This window comes from Oikeobacillus pervagus (genome assembly GCF_030813365.1).
Classification (GTDB): Bacteria; Bacillota; Bacilli; order Bacillales; family DSM-23947; genus Oikeobacillus; species Oikeobacillus pervagus.
Window position 1 is genome coordinate 47,851 of the sequence record NZ_JAUSUC010000004.1, and the last position, 17,617, is coordinate 65,467.

Consider the following 17,617-nt stretch of genomic DNA (forward strand, 5'->3'; position numbering starts at 1 on the left):
GGAGATTTGAACATTTCCCAGAGTTTATGCATATTTCCCATGATTTATTGCGCTACTTCCCGAGATTTATGCACCTGTTCCCACGCAGTTTCTCCGAGATACTATTTTGAAAAAGCTAGACAACATCAAATGTGAAAGCGCCTTGTCCATCGGCGTACGAATTTCGTAAGTTTTCGACTGAGATAAAGGAAACACAGCGAGGTCGTTCACGAGCTGATGTTGACTTATCGGAGGGAGAAAACGGAGAAATTCGCTAGACGATAGGCGCTGTAGCTAGACGACATCAAATGCGAAAGCACCTTGTTCATCGGCGTACGGATTTCGTAAGTTTTCGACTGAGATAAAGGAAACACTGCTAAATTTTATCGTTTCCTAAACAAAGAAAAAAGCTATCCATTGTGCTAGCCTCCTTCATCAAAAACACGGATTTATTAGAAGGAAGACCAAGCTCTACGGGACAGCTTCTTTCAAGTTACATTATTTATTCATATAAAGGAGATTTGCTTGTTAATGCCGCAACACGTTTACGTGCTTCTTCTAACTTCGCTTCATCTTCGTGGTTTTTCAATGTAAAGGCGATGATGGATGCCACTTCATCCATTTCTTCTAAACCGAATCCGCGGGAAGTGACAGCAGCTGTTCCAATGCGGATACCACTTGTTACAAATGGGCTTTCTGGGTCATATGGAATCGTATTTTTATTAACTGTAATTCCAACTTCATCTAGTACATGTTCTGCTACTTTCCCAGTTAAATTAAGAGAACGTACATCCACTAGGAGCAAGTGGTTATCTGTACCACCAGAGACTAATTCTAATCCCTCTTTTTGCAAGCCTTCCGCTAGACGCTTCGCATTATTGATGATATTTTGTGCATATTGTTTAAAATCATCTTGTAATGCTTCTCCTAACGCAATTGCTTTTGCCGCGATGACATGCATAAGTGGTCCACCTTGGATTCCAGGGAAAATAGATTTATCAATTTTCTTGGCAAACTCTTCTTTACACATAATCATTCCTCCGCGCGGGCCACGCAATGTTTTATGTGTTGTTGTTGTAACGAAATCAGCATATTCAACTGGGTTTTGATGTAAACCAGCTGCAACTAATCCAGCGATATGAGCCATATCCACCATTAAATAAGCCCCAACTTCGTCTGCAATTTCACGGAACTTTGCAAAATCAATTTCTCTAGGATAAGCACTAGCACCTGCAACAATTAATTTTGGCTTATGTTCTTGCGCTTTGGCACGCACATCATCATAATCAATTCGATGTGTTTCTTTATCTACCCCATACTCAATGAAATTATATTGAACTCCACTGAAGTTAACTGGGCTTCCGTGTGTTAAATGTCCACCATGAGAAAGATTCATTCCCAAGACCGTATCACCTGGCTCCAAAATAGTGAAATAAACAGCCATGTTTGCTTGAGCACCAGAATGTGGTTGAACATTGACATGCTCAGCACCGAAGATTTCCTTCGCGCGATCACGTGCTAGATTTTCGACAACATCAACATGCTCACATCCACCATAATAGCGGCGACCTGGATATCCTTCTGCGTACTTATTCGTTAATACAGATCCTTGTGCTTCCATTACAGCTTCAGAAACAAAGTTTTCAGAAGCAATCAATTCGATTTTTTCACGTTGTCTCTTTAGCTCAGCTTGTATCGCTTCGTATACAGCTTGATCTTGTGCGGCAATTTTGCTCATGATTAATCCCCTTTCAATTTAGACGAAAAATGATAGTTAAAATTATTTTTTTAATATTTTTTAAATTCTCCCCTATTCTATCATGTTTTTAAAAATTATAAAGCAACTAAAAAACTGTTGATTTTTTCAAAAAATTTATATAATAGGGGAAAAGCTTTTTCAAAATCTCCTTAAGAACAATGGTCATTGATCCTATTTTTTTCATAGACTGCCCGTGAACCACCAATTAATTTCGGTCTTGTTTTTGCAAGTGTAACATGCGCATTCCCAATCAACGGCTCTCTTACACGTACAGGAACTGCGACATGTTTCAAATGCATTCCAATGAAGGTATCTCCAATATCAATCCCTGCATCTGCTTGAATAAACTCTACAACAACAGGCTGTTGAAAGTGTTCAAATGCATATGTAGCCATAGCACCGCCAGCCGTCCGAACCGGTATTACCGCTACTTCTTCTAGCTGGTATTTTTCCAAAACATCATGCTCCACAACAAGGGCACGGTTTAAATGTTCGCAACATTGAAAGGCAACATGAATACCGGTTTGTTCAGCAAATTTCTGAATCCCGCGAAAAATCATTTCGGCAATTTCAAATGTACCAGATGTCCCAATTCTTTGGCCTGCCACTTCGGATGTAGAGCAGCCGACAATCAATAGTTGACCGCTTTTCAATTTTGCTTGCTCTTGAAACTCTGCTAATATTCTTGAAAGTTGTTGTTCCCAAATTTTTAATTCATTTAACACAGGATATCCCCTCTTTTTTGAAAGGCTGTTTTTGTAAATTTTTATCGTTAGAACAATATGATACTTTCTAGAACCTTTTCCACCATTTTTAGAATGAGGAATGAGAAGCGATCGACGACTAGCCGATTGCCTCTATTTGCCACAATCTTTCTATCCCAGGAAAAGTCTTCCGTTTGTTCGTATCATACATTGAAAAATAATTTTCAAAAAAATACGGATTAATTAAAGGTTTTTCTCTTCGTACTCTGAAATTTTCCCCACGCGTCTTTCGTGTCGGCCGCCTTCGTAGTCAGTCGTTAACCAAGCTTTCGCAATTTCTCGAGCTAATCCTGGTCCAATTACACGCTCACCCATTGCTAGCATATTGCTATTATTATGCTGACGAGTTGCTTTGGCACTAAATACATCATGTACAAGGGCACAGCGAATCCCTTTTACCTTATTGGCCGCTATGCTCATGCCGATTCCTGTACCACAAATTAAAATTCCTTTATCAAATTCACCTTTTGCCACTTTTTCTGCAACAGGCAAGGCATAATCAGGATAATCAACAGATGCTTCACAGTCACATCCAAAATCTTCATATTCAATTCCCATTTCTTCTAAAAGCGATCTCACTTCTTCTCGTATATGGATACCACCATGGTCTGATGCGATTGCTACTTTCATTACAAAAAAATCCTCCTTTGAAAGATCCATTCACTTATCTCCTTTTATTTTGTCATAATTGCATCAAAATATAAAGAAAGATCTGCGAATAAAAACAGATTGCCCCAATAGTGCTGGTTGTTTCCTAAGTTTCGTACAAAAAACTGCCCAACAGCTATGGAGCAATCTTAAAAAACTTACCTTTCAATCGGTTTTATAGGTTTAGCCTCTTCGCTTTTATTGCTTTTATCTGGGAAGAGAAAACTGAAGACAATTCCGAAAAAGGCCGCAATAAAGAAAGTGGAAAAACGCGAACTAATGATCGCCTCTAGCGGAGAGGAAATCCAGATGATGGTGCTGACAAACCCAGAAATAATCGTCGCGGTTACCCCGATGCCTGAATACCTTTTCCAAGTAAAGGCTAGAATAATCGCTGGCGATAGTGTACAACCGACACCTGCCCATGCCCAACTAACCACTAGATAGACGAGGGATTCAGAGGTTAAAGCAATGATCAGCCCTACGATTCCGGCTACAATAATGGTCAATCTAGAGATCTTTACAAGCTGTTTCTCCGTCACTTTGATTCCCAAGGCATTGCGGATAATATCTTCACTGATAGAGCTTGTGATGACAAGAAGTTGAGAATCGGCTGTGGAGATGATAGCGGCTAGAATTCCGGCTAACAAGAGACCTGCAATCCACGGAGGAACTAGATCCATCAACATAAATGGTAGAATCGTTTCAACATCTGCAAAACTTTGATCCTGGTAAAGAGTCAGAGCCGTTATACCGATCATAAAAGCTCCACTATAAGCCAATAGAGTCCAAATAATCGCGACAGTACTTCCTGTTTTTGCCTCCTTTTTATTTTTCAATGCCATAAATCGTGCACTTAGTTGTGGTTGTCCCCCTAAAAATCCGAAGAACCAGGCAAAATTATTAAATAGTAAAAGACCTAAAGCGAAACCGGTTAATCCCCCAGTCCATGAATCCATCCCAGGGCTTGACGTACTTAAAGCATGGCTAATAGATAAATCATTTGTGTAAATCTGGTATAAGGCAATGATAGGAAGAACGACAAGAGTGATGAGCATCATAATACTTTGGATCATATCTGTCCACACGACGCTGACGAATCCGCCTGTATAAGAAAGAATGATTACAATGATAATACTAATGATCATTCCAACCATTGGAGAAATATTGAAAACGGTGAACAGAGTTTTACCAGCACCTGCAATTTGTGCCCCGAAGTAAAACATCATAAAACATAAGATTAGAACGGTCGACAACCATATGATGACTTTTCCATGGGTACCAAATCTTTTTGCTAAATATCCAGGAAGTGTTAGTACATTATATTCTTCCGCATCACGAAGAAACCTCTTCGCCAAAAACAGCCATGAAAAGATGATTCCTAATGATATTCCGACCGCTACCCACACACCTGATAAACCTGTTGCAAATACAAAGCCAGTGTACCCTAATAATAGCCATGCCGATTCTCCGGTAGCTCTTTCGGAAAAGGCTAAAGCCCACCCCGGCAATCTTTTTCCACCTAAAAGGAAATCAGAATGTCCCATATCACGTTTACTAGAAAGTAGGCCTATCGCAAGCATGAACAAACAATATACAATAAATTCGATCATAATGACGGTATGCAATTGAATCAGCTCCTTTGTTTTGCTAGTAGACACATTATTTGGATCATTACAAATTGACATATTCCCCTATTTGTTTTTGTACGGCTTTTTCATACATCTTCTCCGCAACAAGGAGATCGAATAAGGCCATCCCGGTTGATTTAAAGACTGTAGGGTACTCATCTGAAATAGTAGGCACCACTTTTTTCGTTACTACTTCAGAAAAAGGGATCACTTGTGATGGATGAACCCATTGATTTTGGAGGGGATCGATTAAATCCCCTGTCTCCTTTTTGGCATCAATTGTGTCTATGAAAATTTGTTTTATATTCGTATATAATTGATCTGGAAATTCTCGCATATGAGGTTGATATGAACCTATCCCGATGATGAGCTTTCCATTGAAAAGACCTTCAACATTCGGTAAAACTGGGGAATTGGCTGAAGTAGATGTAATGATTATTTCTGCCTGTTGCACTAATTCCAATGGACTTTCTACAACATGAATTTTTTGCTTAGAATGGAGTAGATTTTGTAGGTTATGAATAAAAGCTGGTAGTTTGGAAGGGGATCGGTTATATAAATATATATGTTGAATATCACGAACAACGGAAGCGCCCATCAGTTGATATAAACCTTGATATCCAGTCCCTATTAGTCCCACTGATTGAACATTAGATGGCGAAAGATGTTTAATCGCCACACCACCTACTGCCCCCGTTTTTAACCCTGTCAATAATGTTCCATTAAGCAAAGCCTTAATAGACCCGTCCTTCCGATCGTTTAACACAACGATTCCTTGGGTTACCAGTTTCTTCTTATTATTAGGGAAAACGCTTACAATTTTTGTGCCAATTGATTGATTCGCAATACAAGGCATTAAAAGAAAGGAATTGTCTTGATCGCGAATCTGGTTTCTGATTGGCATTTGGAACTGACCTTTATCATATAAAGTATAGGCATCTTCCACCACATCGATGATTTCTTTCATTGATGTCGCTTGAAGAAGATTTGCTTCATTTAAAACGAGCATTTTACAGTCCTCCTTTTTTAAAAAGGCTTTGTTAAACCGGCCGTTGATGACTTCTACTCTTTAGGAGCCGCTTCTCAACTGGGCTTGAGCTTTCATTTGCACAGCCTTTAAGAAGTCTTTTACACAACGGCATCCTCTAATACGAGATCATTCTCTGCAAACCGTTCAAAACGAAGGGGAGTTAAATCAATCGCTTTATAATGTCCGAAGTAGATTAACTCGGCTAAACCTTGGCCGACACCTGGTGCTTGTTGCATGCCATGTCCACTAAATCCTAAAGCCATATAATACCCGCTCATCGATGGATGTTTTCCGATTATGGCATTATGATCGACTGTATTAAAGCTATAAAGTCCGGCCCAGCTTGATGTCATCTTGACTCTTTCAAAATTGGGAATCCGATGAGCTAGAATCGGCCACATTTCGTCATAAAACAACGATCTATTCACTGTAAAGTCAATTCCCGGTTTCGTTTCCTCTGAAAAGCCAGTTAAAATCTTTTTTCCTTCATGACGGAAATAGACACCAGTAGGGTCGACCGTAAGCGGTAATTCGTTATTCAGTGGCTTTTCGATATCAAATTGGAAGATTTGTCGTTTTAATGGATGGACTGGAAGTGAAATTCCTATTTTTTCACTTAAATATACTCCCCATGCTCCAGCACAGTTGATCACAATTGGAGATTGATAGATCGTACCATCCACTAGACGAATTCCTGTTATTTGCTTTTGTTCCTCTAAAATACCATCCACTTCTTGATATAAATATTCGACCCCCCGTCGTTGAGCATGCTTGCGATAGCTTTGCATGATGGAGTAAGGATCAAGATACCCATCTTCATGGCAATAAAGCCCACCAGCAAGGTCTTCAATATTTAGCTCATGTATAATCTTTTGCAGTTCATGAGCCGACAACACCTCTGAAGGCACTCCGTATTTTCTTTGGAGTAATTGTTGTTTTTTAAACATAGGAATCATCTCTTTATTTCCCAAAAATAAATATCCTCTTTGTTTAAAGTCAATTGTGGCTTGCTCTCCATCTAATTCCATCTCCTTAGGAAACTGTTTATACACTTGTAAGCTATGACGACTAAGCTGAATATTAATATCTGTTGTATATAATTGCCGAATCCCTCCTGCACTTCTAGCGGTTGAGGAAAATTCATAAATGGGGTCCTTTTCAAAAACAATGATTCGACCTTCATATCCTATATTTCTCAGGTGGTAAGCTGTGCTTGAACCCATTACACCACCACCGATGATGATGATATCTGCCTTTTTCATAGAATCCTCCTTTAACTATTGATTTTTAATATATTATGGTGAGATCCTCCGCTATAGAATGTATATTTTGCACAAAAAAACGATATATTTCTTATAGCTTGACCTTGCCATCACGATGTAAAAAAACAATGTCGTATAGGGGTGTGGTGAATGAAGCTACTTGAGCAAATTGCCCAATCGATCGTGGATAAAACAACTTCTGTGCTAGAGCTACCTATGAGTATTACGAATGAAAAAGGAATCATCATTGGTTGCACCGACCAGAATCGGCTTGGTTCATTTCACGGGGGGATCAAAGAGGTTTTGAATGCAGGAAAAGCGGTTGAATATACAGAAGAACAAGTTGCGAATCATCCCAATATCCTTCCAGGTGTCGCTACCCCCATCTTTTACGAACAGAAGGCGATTGGGGTATTGGGAATTGTTGGCAACAGCAAGGATATTATCAAATATGTCTATTTAATCCGAACTCATGTTGAAATGCTTCTCCATGAAACGTTGAAAATGGAGGCCTTTTCTGCCCAATTAAAAACAACAGAAAATTTTATTCGCTTTTTATTACAACAACACCATCATCCAACAAATGAACAGCTTATTCATTATTGTGAAATGATGGACTTCGATTTAGAAACATCAAGGAGATGTATCCTTATTCAAATTCAAGATTGCACTGAACTAGATCTGAACAACCAAGGTCATAGCATGTTACAGGTCGATTTTTTCCATTTAATTAAGAAGCTTTTTAAAGTGCATGCGGAGGATATCGTCACATCTATTCGTCTTAAACAATGGCTGATCTTTAAGGTAGCGAAAGATAAGCATTCTACCATGTTGGAAACTTGTGAGAAAGCCGTCAGGACCGTGAATCAATTTCTTTACGATCATCAACTGAAGGGAAAAGCCGTGATAGCCGCTGGAAATAGCTATAAAGGGGTCGACGGAGTCAGTCGGTCTTACAAACAAGCTTTAAAATTATTAACGGTTGGAAAACGTTTTTCTATGGACCAAGAGGTGTATTCCTATCAGAATTGGGAGGTGTTAACAAATAGCATCGTCCATGAAATCCAACAACCCTTTTTAGAATCAATGGTAGAATATATTGACCATTTCATAAACCATCCTCAGGCAGATATACTCACTTCTACGTTTTTCACCTATTGTCGGGAGGGATTAAATATTAGTAAGGCCGCCCGTCAGTTGTATGTTCATCGTAATACTTTGATCTATCGCTTAAATCAAATAGAGAAGCTTCTTTCTATCAATGTCCACTCTTTCGAACAATGTATGTTCCTCTATATTGCTTTAAAAGGTTGCAATCTCATTCAACACAATGATTCTAACTGTTAACTCCCCCTATCATACAGATGAAAATCTAGCATTTTTGGAATATATGAATTCAGCCATCATATATTGTAACTGTACAGATTTGAGTGAGAAATGAGGGGATTGGAGATGTCTTCATTTATTTCGAAGCGAGTTCAAAGTTTACCACCTTATTTATTTTCGATTATTGATGAAAAAAAGAAACTTTTGCAGAAAAAAGGCGTGGATGTGATTGATTTAGGGATTGGTGCTCCTGATTTACCCACACCTCCTTTCATTGTCAATCGTTTAATAAGAGAATTAGAGAATCCGGGGAATTTTAAATATTCTAGTTATTCAGGATGCAAAGAATATCGTGAGGCCGTCGCTTCTTTTTATAAAAAGCAATATAATGTGGACCTCGACCCCGATACAGAGGTCCTTACTTTAATAGGATCTAAAGAAGGGATTGCTCATGTGATTCCAGCGCTCATCGATCCTGGGGATACGGTTCTGATTCCTGATCCTGGATACCCTGTTTATCGGACAGCAACTGATCTTGCAGGTGGAAGTTGTGCCGACTTACCATTAGATCACGAAGACTATCGTCCGATGTTTACCCATATTTCCGATTCCATTCGTGAAAAGGCTAAGCTTATGTTTTTAAACTATCCAAGTAATCCAACTGCGGCAACGATTGAATTGGATATTTTTGAAAGCGCAATAGCTTTTGCAAAAAAACATAAGATCGCCATCATTCATGATTCTGCTTATGGATTGGTGACATTTGATTCATATAAAGCCCCAAGTATTTTACAAGTTAACGGGGCAAAAGAGATTGCCGTTGAGTTCGGTTCATTATCCAAAAGTTTCAATATGACTGGGTGGCGAATTGGCTATGTCGCCGGAAACCGCGAGATCATTCAAGCCTTATCCAAAGTAAAAAGCAATACAGATACATGTCAATTCCTTCCTATTCAATATGCAGCAGCCGAAGCTTTGAACAGTGATTTATCATCCGTTGACGAAAATAATCACATTTATAAACAACGTCTCGAAAAAATGATCAATGCTTTAAGGAATATAGGGATTGCTGTGAAAAAGCCACGAGGTACCTTCTTCATTTGGGCAGCCGTTCCAAGTGGATTGACTTCCCAACAGTTTACCGAAAAGCTGTTGGAAGAAGCTGGAGTCATCGTGACTCCTGGAAATGCCTTTGGACCATCTGGTGAAGGATATTTCCGTATTTCTCTTTCTGTCGCTACCGACCGACTAGATGAAGCTGTGAAAAGAATGATGACTCTTGATCTTGAGGTGATGAATCATGACTCAAACCACTGAGAAAACGGTACAGCGTAGGAAAATGACAGGAGCTAAGGCGATTATCGAGTGTTTAAAAATGGAAGGAGTTACAAAAGTTTTTTGCGTCCCTGGCGAAAGCTATTTACCCGTATTAGATGCCATTTATGATGAACCCACCATTGATTTAATTTCGGCGAGACATGAAGGCGGGGCTTCTTTTATGGCTGAAGGGTATGCTAAAGCGACTCGTAAGCCCGGTGTTGTCATGGCAACCCGTGGTGTGGGCGGAGCTAATTTAACGATTGGAGTTCATACTGCCTTTCAAGATTCCACTCCAATGGTTGTCTTTTTAGGGCAGGTTCATAGCCAATTTCGTGGGCGAGAAGGATTTCAAGAAATTGAATTAGATCAGTTTTTTGGACCCATTGCTAAATGGACGGTTGAAATAAAGGATGCATCAAGGGTGCCAGAATTGGTCCAACGAGCCTTTCGTATTGCTCAAACAGGCAGACCCGGTCCAGTTGTCATCTCCTTACCAGAAGATATGCTAAAGATCGACAGCAAAATGGTTTTCGGACCAAAAGTCACTTGTCCTACCCCAAAACCTTCACAGGAAGAAATGAGGCAAGTGGAGAATTATTTAAACAAGGCAAAATATCCGCTCATTATTGCAGGGGGTGGTGTCATTCATTCAGATGGGGAGCAAAATTTGATCCGATTTGCTGAAAAATATGATCTACCTGTTATGGCTGCCTTCCGGAGACATGATGTTTTTCCAAATCATCATCCTTTATATGCTGGCCATTTAGGATTAGGTACCGCTAAGGAAGTTCTAGCTTCCGTACGTAAAGCAGATTTGATTATGGCCATTGGAACCCGACTTTCCGAAGTAACCACCCAAGATTATACTCTTCTTTCACCAAACCAAACACTCATCCATATTGATATTGACACCAATATATTAGGATCTGTCTATCCACCAGATGTTGGGATTGTGGCTGATGCCAATGAAGCTCTTCTTGCCTGTCTTCATTTAAATATCGAATCTACCTGGAAAGACTGGGGAGAAAAATGTCATCATGGCTATCTTCATGCATCCACACAAAGCATGCCAAAGCAAAACTCTACTTTTACGAATGGAGAAGTCATTGAGCTATTACAAAAACTCTTGCCAAACAATGCCATCATCACAAATGATGCTGGGAATTTTGCCGGGTGGCTTCACGCTTTTTATCCATTTTCAACGGAGAAATCATACATTGGACCGACGTCTGGAGCGATGGGATATGGACTTCCAGCTGCTATTGGCGCAAAAATTGCTCATCCCGATCGTATCGTCGTCTCCTTATCAGGTGATGGTGGGATGATGATGACCGTTCAAGAGCTAGAAACAGCGTCACGTTATGAGATTCCCGTCATCAGCCTTGTATTTAATAACCGAATGTATGGGACGATCCGCATGCATCAGGAAATCCATTACCCCCAAAAGGTGAGCGGAACCGATTTAGGAAATGTTTATTTTGCAGAACTAGCGAAGTCCATGAATGCAAATGGGGTGAAAGTGAAAAGCCGGACTGAATTCGAAAATGCCCTCCTCTCAGCGATAAAAAGTTCAAAACCGACTGTGATTGAAATCGAAATGAACCAAGAACAAATATCTGTTTCAAGAACCATTCAGCAATTGCGTAGTTTTAAATAAAACCATTCAATTGAAAGGGGAAAAATCTATGTCTAATCTCATCCAAAACGAAAAGGTAGTTAATTATATTAATGGGGAATGGGTAACACCTGCACAAGGGAAATATGCTTCTATTATCAATCCGGCAAATGGAAAGGCAATTGGTGAAGTTCTTCTCTCCTCAGCCGGAGATGTCGATCATGCGGTACAAGCAGCCAAACAGGCCCAGAAACATTGGGCATTAGTACCTGCCCCACAAAGAGCCGAAGTTTTATATCGTGTGGGACTTATTATGAAAGATCGAAAAGAAGAGCTTTCCCGCATTTTAACACAAGAAATGGGAAAGGTGATTGAAGAAGCTCGAGGCGAAGTTCAAGAAGGAATTGATATGGCTTTTTACATGGCGGGGGAAGGAAGACGATTATTCGGGAATACCACCCCATCCGAATTAAAAGATAAATTTGCTATGAGCGTTCGTGTTCCGGTTGGAATTGTTGGCATTATTACCCCTTGGAATTTTCCAATTGCGATTGCTACGTGGAAGTCATTCCCTGCTATTGTAAGTGGCAATGCCGTCATTTGGAAACCAGCGACAGAAACTCCTTTAATGGCACGGGAATTAGTAAAAATTTTTCATGAAGCAGGTTTACCAAAAGGCGTAATCAACCTTGTTTGTGGATCCGGTTCACAAGTGGGGAATGCCATGGTTGAGCATCCTGATATTGATGTCATCTCGTTTACAGGTTCGAATGAAGTAGGTCGTAATATCGCCGGAACTTGCGGAAGTCTATTAAAAAGAGTCTCTCTCGAAATGGGCGGAAAAAATGCTGTCATTGTAATGGATGATGCGGATCTAGACCTTGCTGTGGAAGGAATTTTGTGGAGTGCTTATGGAACAAGTGGGCAAAGATGTACTGCATGTAGCCGTGTCATGGTCCATGAAAAAGTGAAGGAACAATTAGAAGAACGATTATTAGTGGAGATGGAAAAATTAACATTAGGAAATGGCTTAGATGAACGTGTAAAAGTAGGTCCTGTCATTAATAGCCAAGCACTTCGTAAAATTGATGAGTATGTGCAAATTGGTCAAGAAGAAGGAGCGAAATTACTTGCGGGAGGGTCGATTGCTAAAATCGACAAGCTAGAAAATGGTTATTATTATGCCCCAACCTTATTTACTGATGTAAAAGCAACTATGAGAATTGCCCAAGAGGAAATTTTTGGCCCGGTTGTATCGATCATCCCCGTGCAAAGTTTTGAAGAAGCAATTGAAGTAAATAATAGCGTCACATACGGACTCTCCAGTTCGATTTTTACGAAAGATGTTAATAAAGTATTTGCTGCACAACGTGATTTAGATACAGGAATTGTCTATGTGAATGCGGGAACAACGGGAGCAGAGATTCATTTACCATTTGGCGGAACAAAAGGAACAGGAAACGGACACCGCGATTCAGGAGTGCAAGCACTTGATGTGTTTACAGAATGGAAAAGCGTGTATGTTGACTTTAGCGGAAAGCTCCAACGCGCCCAAATCGACGTAGAGTAATCCCAAAAGCGGAAGCGACTTGTCCATCGGCGTACGAATATCGTAGTTTTCGACTGAGATAAAGGAAACACAGAGAGGGATTTTTCGAGCTGATGTTGACTTATCGGAGGGAGAAAACGGAGATATTCGCTAGACGATAGGCGCTGATGCTAGACGATACCAAATGCGGAAACGCCTCGATCATCGGCGTACGGATTTCGTAGTCTTTGACTGAGATAAAGGAAACACAGCGAGGCGATTTTGCGAGCTGATGTTGACTTATCGTAGGGAAAAGACGGAGAAATCTGCTAGACGATAGGCGCTGATGCTAGACGATAACAAATGCGGAAGCGACTTGTCCATCGGCGTACGGATATCGTAGTTTTCTAGATAAAAAAAAGGGATGTCTCGCAAGATGGAGATATCCCTTTTTGTGGTTGCTATTGGTATTTCATCTCTTTTGTGAATTCTGCTTTTGCCTATTTCCCGATGAGATTTGCATATTTCCCGGTGCGGTTTGCGTATTTCCTCAGATTTATGTTTATTTCCCCAAGGTATTTGCCTATTTCCAAAAAGATATGCTTATTTCCCACTGATATATGCGTTACTTCTTCATTACAAATGAAAGCGGACGATCGTTGATTTAAGCTCTTCGGCTTGCTTGCTTAAACTTTCGGTTATTTTTTCTATACGATCTGCGACTCTTGCCTGCTCTTTCGTCGCTTCTGTCACTTCTTCCGCTCCTGCAGATGTTTCCTCAGCGATCGCCGCGACTTCTTGTGACTGTTCAGAAGTATGTTGAATGCACTCCATTTGTCGATCCACTAAAGTTGAGATCGCTTCTGTGGTGCTGGCTACTTCATGAATGGTCACTGTCATTTCCTCTATGACAGCATTTGCTTCGGCTACTTTCTTCACTTCTTCATTTGCCGATTGAACTTGAAGAGAGATTTGTTGGACAACACTCCCGACTTCTTGCTGAATCCGTTTCATGAGTTCGGTCGTTCCCTGTACAGCTGTGGCACTTTCATCCGCTAATTTTCTAACCTCATCTGCTACAACAGCAAATCCTTTTCCATGTTCCCCTGCTCGTGCTGCTTCGATTGAGGCATTCAAAGCTAATAAATTCGTTTGAGCGGCAATATCCCCTACAAGTTGAATGATTTGCCCCACTTTATTCGCATTTCCTTCAAGTCTTTTCACCGCTTCTAATGATTTCTCATTATTCCTTGTTAATCTTTTAATTCCATGAATGAGCGTATCAATCGCTTGTTTACTTTGATTCAAACCAAGAACCATTTCATTCGATTGATTCTCGGATGCTTTTGCTTGCTCCTGTACCTGTCCTGCCATGTCAATGACATCTTCCATTAATTCTGCCGTCGTTTGAATGGAGATCGCCGAACTTTCAGCACCGGAAGAGATTTCATCGACCGTTCTCGCAATCGACTCCGCCTGTCTAGACGCTTTCTGAGCTTCTTCCGAAATCGTGATTACACTTTCATTTGTTAAGGTAAAATTATCATCAATTTTGTGAACCATTTCTCTTAAGTTTCCTAACATGACGTTGAATGCTTTCGCTAAAGATCGCATTTCATCCTGACCCTTTGGTAACTTCACATCTTGATGGATATCCCCTTTGGCAGCTTCTAATGCTGCTTGCTCCAAGTTTTGCAATGGTTTTACAAAAATACTTCCCGCAAAGTAAGCCAAAATTCCTGACCATGTAATCCCCAGTAATAAAGTGCTAATCGTAAAGACCATTTCATTGAGATGCGGGGTAAAATTAGGATGGATATAGTAAATAAAAAAGGCACTCGTAGAATATGTAATAATAGCTAAAGCAGTGGTAAATACCACCAACTTATTCCGAAGGCCAAATCTAAATGATTTTTTCTTCATTCTTTGTCTCCTCCAACAGGATCATTTTAATTTATCTATTAAAGCCTCAATCAATGATTCTAATTCTTCATATGTCTGTTTATAAATTTCAACAGATCCCCCATAAGGATCGTGAACATCCGGGTTTTCTAGACCATCTAACACATATTCCTTCAATGTGAATGTTTTTCCTTCTTCATTCGGATAATGTTGTACAATCATTTGCTTATGATTCTCAGTCATTGTAAAAATATAATCGGACCAATGGATCAGCTCTTCACTTAAAGGTTGGGATTGATGTTTGAACGGGAGCGTCTTTTCTTGTAAAATTTGAATAACTTGTGGGGAAGCATTACTTCCATTTGCAGCAAAGATCCCAGCCGATTTCACCTTTATATTCTTAGCCTTCATCTTTAAAATAGCCTCTGCCATTGGACTGCGACATGTATTTCCAGTACATACAAAAAGCACGTTCAATCTGACTACCTCCTAAATAATAGAAAAGACATTTCAACTTTCTTCATTCTTATTATATAAGATATCAGTTTTTATTTTAATATTCAGTTAAAAAAGTCATATGTCTTTGTACTTAAATTCCATTCCTTCTCCATAAACTCCTCTTTTTTTTCGAAACTTTTCATTTAGGATTGCGGACGGGAATCCTCTACCTCTTTAGAGTAGAGATGAGAGTACGCTTTTGTCGAAATCCCCTTGTGGGATGGCAAGACAAAACATGATATACTACTTACAAGAACGAGTGTTCTTTGAAAACTGCATTATATGGGGTTGTGGTGAAGAAAGAACAGTCACCACGTAAAATAATGCCTGTCATGTGGGAAAGACCCACTCATTTGAAACCATTGCAAGGTTCGGAATGAACCTTCGTGGAGGGCAGGTCGATAGACCGCCCGATGAAGCGAGAAGCTCAGTCAATTCATTGACGGGTAGTTCACTTCCTAGACAATAAAAAAAGCCCGAACGTGATGACGGACTTTAAATCGGTAATAATAGTTTGATTCCAAAGGCTAATAATATACTCCCTCCGAGTGCTTCGCTATATGTGCCAAGATATCCTTGAACCTTTCGCCCTATTAACAACGCAATCCATGTTAACGTGGTGGCTGCCACCCCAAAACAAACAAGAGCTGCTACCGTTCTAGCTCCATATATACCAAGGGTCAGCCCGACAGAGAAACTATCTAAACTAACCGATAAAGCAAATAAAATAACTCCAATCCCCACTGGTGTAACAATCGAGTCAGACTCCTTCTTAAAGCTAGAGAAAAACATTTGCAAACCTAATATGATTAATAGTCCTCCCCCAGCATATCCTGCAATGGTGCCAAATGTTTCAGATAGAAATCTCCCAGCGATTATACCTAATAACGGCATCCATACGTGAAAGAATCCTACCGTTAATCCTATATAAAAAATTTGCTTTAGACGAAGTTGGAACATTCCCATCCCAATTCCAATTGAAAAAGCATCCATCCCTAAAGCAAAAGACATTAGTAATAAGGTTAGTATTTCTCCGATATATGCCGTCATTGTTCTCCCCCTTTGGACTACCTATCATAAAGGTATGCAAGTCCAAAGAGGAATAGAATGATAACTTCCTCCACAATCCATCGTAGAGGGATTTTATAGAGGGATTTATTTTTCAACTAGTAAAATTACTCCATTTCCACCATCCACTGATGTGCGGCTGCTTTTTCCAATCGATTCATAATTGCCAAACCGACTCCTTCTTTCGGGAACACTTCCGAAAAGATGATATCCACATCTGTTTCATTAAACTTTCTTAACACATCATAAAGTGATTTTGCTACGGATGATAAATCTTCTCTTCTTCCACATGGAATAATGACATCTGCTTTATATTGAGGGACCCTCTCCTCTGTTGTTAACAATCCCACCTTTTTTCCCTTTGCTTGTTCATCCTGAATCACCTTCTGAATCCAGTGAATATGGCCATCTAGCAAATACATCGGCATATCCGGTGCATAATGCTTATATTTCATTCCAGGGGATTTCGGTTGACTTTCTTTGTCTTTAAGGGCGGGATCCAATGACACTTTTCCCACAATGGTTTCAATCGCCTCTTTTGTAATCCCACCCGGGCGCAAAATGACGGGAATCGGGGCAGTACAATCAACCACTGTCGATTCAACCCCAACACCTGTCTCACCGCCATCAACGACGCCAGCTATTCTTCCTTTTAAATCATCTAAAACATGTTGAGCCGTTGTTGGACTTGGTTTCCCGGATTGGTTCGCACTAGGAGCTGCAATGGGAAGTTGCGCCTGGGCAATCACTGCTAATGCAACAGGATGATTTGGCATCCGAATGGCTACAGTCTCAAGCCCTGCCGTAACTTTCTCAGATAATACATTCGCCTTCTTTTTAAAAATAATCGTTAAGGGTCCTGGCCAGAAGGCACCCATTAATTTCTTTGCGGCTTCTGGAATTGTAGCAACTAATTCATTCAGCTGACTTTGATTTGCAATATGTACAATTAGAGGGTTATCACTAGGACGTCCTTTGGCATGATATATTTTTGCCACAGCCTCATCCTTTAATGCATCTGCTCCTAATCCATATACTGTCTCTGTTGGAAAGGCCACAACCTCCCCCTTCTGCAATAATGTCGCAGCCTCCTTAATTTGTGGATAACTTTTTTTTGCATCCACAGGATTATCCACAACCCAATGTTTTGTTAACATGTGTACTCACCTTCAAATAACATTAATTTCTGTTCTAAAAACTTTGTCGAAAATAGCTTTATTTCTACATTTTTTCTTTTCCTACTTTTGTGAAGTATAAAAGAATATGCACATTATGACAAGTGTTATC

At 40.0% G+C, this 17,617-nt stretch carries 14 protein-coding genes; 4 read left to right on the top strand and 10 right to left on the bottom strand.

All coding sequences use genetic code 11. The annotated features are described in order from the left end of the window. Positions 1-481 precede the first annotated feature (481 nt). The 6 genes from glyA to J2S13_RS02650 all read right to left on the bottom strand — a co-directional run bounded on the left by glyA (position 482) and on the right by J2S13_RS02650 (position 7,073). Entirely contained in the window at positions 482-1,717 is a 1,236-nt protein-coding gene (gene glyA, locus J2S13_RS02625) for a serine hydroxymethyltransferase (RefSeq protein WP_307256133.1), read from the bottom strand. 170 nt (positions 1,718-1,887) lie between these two features. Further along, the gene (locus J2S13_RS02630; protein WP_307256134.1) at positions 1,888-2,463 is read right to left on the bottom strand and encodes a TIGR01440 family protein; all 576 of its coding nucleotides are present in this window, start codon (positions 2,461-2,463) and stop codon (positions 1,888-1,890) included. A gap of 222 nt (positions 2,464-2,685) precedes the next feature. After that, positions 2,686-3,132, bottom strand: coding sequence for a ribose 5-phosphate isomerase B (rpiB, locus tag J2S13_RS02635; RefSeq protein ID WP_307256197.1), 447 nt, complete (start codon positions 3,130-3,132; stop codon positions 2,686-2,688). Between the two features lie 176 nt (positions 3,133-3,308). Next, positions 3,309-4,763, bottom strand: a complete 1,455-nt coding sequence (locus tag J2S13_RS02640) for a sodium/proline symporter (RefSeq protein ID WP_370873937.1) — start codon at positions 4,761-4,763, stop codon at positions 3,309-3,311. A gap of 61 nt (positions 4,764-4,824) precedes the next feature. Continuing rightward, on the bottom strand, positions 4,825-5,790 hold the full coding sequence (locus J2S13_RS02645) for an ornithine cyclodeaminase family protein (protein WP_307256135.1): 966 nt from the start codon (positions 5,788-5,790) through the stop codon (positions 4,825-4,827). Between the two features lie 119 nt (positions 5,791-5,909). Next, entirely contained in the window at positions 5,910-7,073 is a 1,164-nt protein-coding gene (locus J2S13_RS02650) for an NAD(P)/FAD-dependent oxidoreductase (RefSeq protein ID WP_307256137.1), read from the bottom strand. 150 nt (positions 7,074-7,223) lie between these two features. Between J2S13_RS02650 and J2S13_RS02655 the strand changes: the two genes are divergently transcribed. The 4 genes from J2S13_RS02655 (at position 7,224) to J2S13_RS02670 (ending at position 12,904) form a co-directional block, all read left to right on the top strand. Further along, a complete protein-coding gene (locus J2S13_RS02655) occupies positions 7,224-8,420 on the top strand; it encodes a CdaR family transcriptional regulator (protein WP_307256138.1) in 1,197 nt (398 codons plus the stop codon). A gap of 105 nt (positions 8,421-8,525) precedes the next feature. Next, positions 8,526-9,716, top strand: a complete 1,191-nt coding sequence (locus tag J2S13_RS02660) for an LL-diaminopimelate aminotransferase (RefSeq protein ID WP_307256139.1) — start codon at positions 8,526-8,528, stop codon at positions 9,714-9,716. After that, positions 9,700-11,376, top strand: coding sequence for a thiamine pyrophosphate-binding protein (locus J2S13_RS02665; protein WP_307256140.1), 1,677 nt, complete (start codon positions 9,700-9,702; stop codon positions 11,374-11,376). The genes J2S13_RS02660 and J2S13_RS02665 overlap by 17 nt, the downstream gene beginning before the upstream one ends. A 28-nt stretch (positions 11,377-11,404) precedes the next feature. After that, positions 11,405-12,904 carry an aldehyde dehydrogenase family protein gene (locus J2S13_RS02670; RefSeq protein WP_307256141.1) on the top strand — a complete coding sequence of 500 codons (1,500 nt, stop codon included), beginning with the start codon at positions 11,405-11,407 and terminating at the stop codon, positions 12,902-12,904. Positions 12,905-13,498: 594 nt separating this feature from the next. Here the strand turns inward: J2S13_RS02670 and J2S13_RS02675 are convergent. From J2S13_RS02675 to J2S13_RS02690, 4 genes are all read right to left on the bottom strand, one after another. Then, positions 13,499-14,785 (bottom strand): methyl-accepting chemotaxis protein, encoded by a 1,287-nt coding sequence (locus tag J2S13_RS02675; RefSeq protein ID WP_307256142.1) that lies wholly within the window; start codon positions 14,783-14,785, stop codon positions 13,499-13,501. 21 nt (positions 14,786-14,806) lie between these two features. Then, positions 14,807-15,235 (bottom strand): low molecular weight protein arginine phosphatase, encoded by a 429-nt coding sequence (locus J2S13_RS02680; RefSeq protein ID WP_307256199.1) that lies wholly within the window; start codon positions 15,233-15,235, stop codon positions 14,807-14,809. Positions 15,236-15,757: 522 nt separating this feature from the next. After that, positions 15,758-16,312, bottom strand: coding sequence for a manganese efflux pump MntP (locus J2S13_RS02685; protein ID WP_307256143.1), 555 nt, complete (start codon positions 16,310-16,312; stop codon positions 15,758-15,760). A 125-nt stretch (positions 16,313-16,437) separates the two neighbouring features. Continuing rightward, positions 16,438-17,487 (bottom strand): L-threonylcarbamoyladenylate synthase, encoded by a 1,050-nt coding sequence (locus J2S13_RS02690; RefSeq protein WP_307256144.1) that lies wholly within the window; start codon positions 17,485-17,487, stop codon positions 16,438-16,440. Between the last annotated feature and the right edge of the window lie 130 nt (positions 17,488-17,617).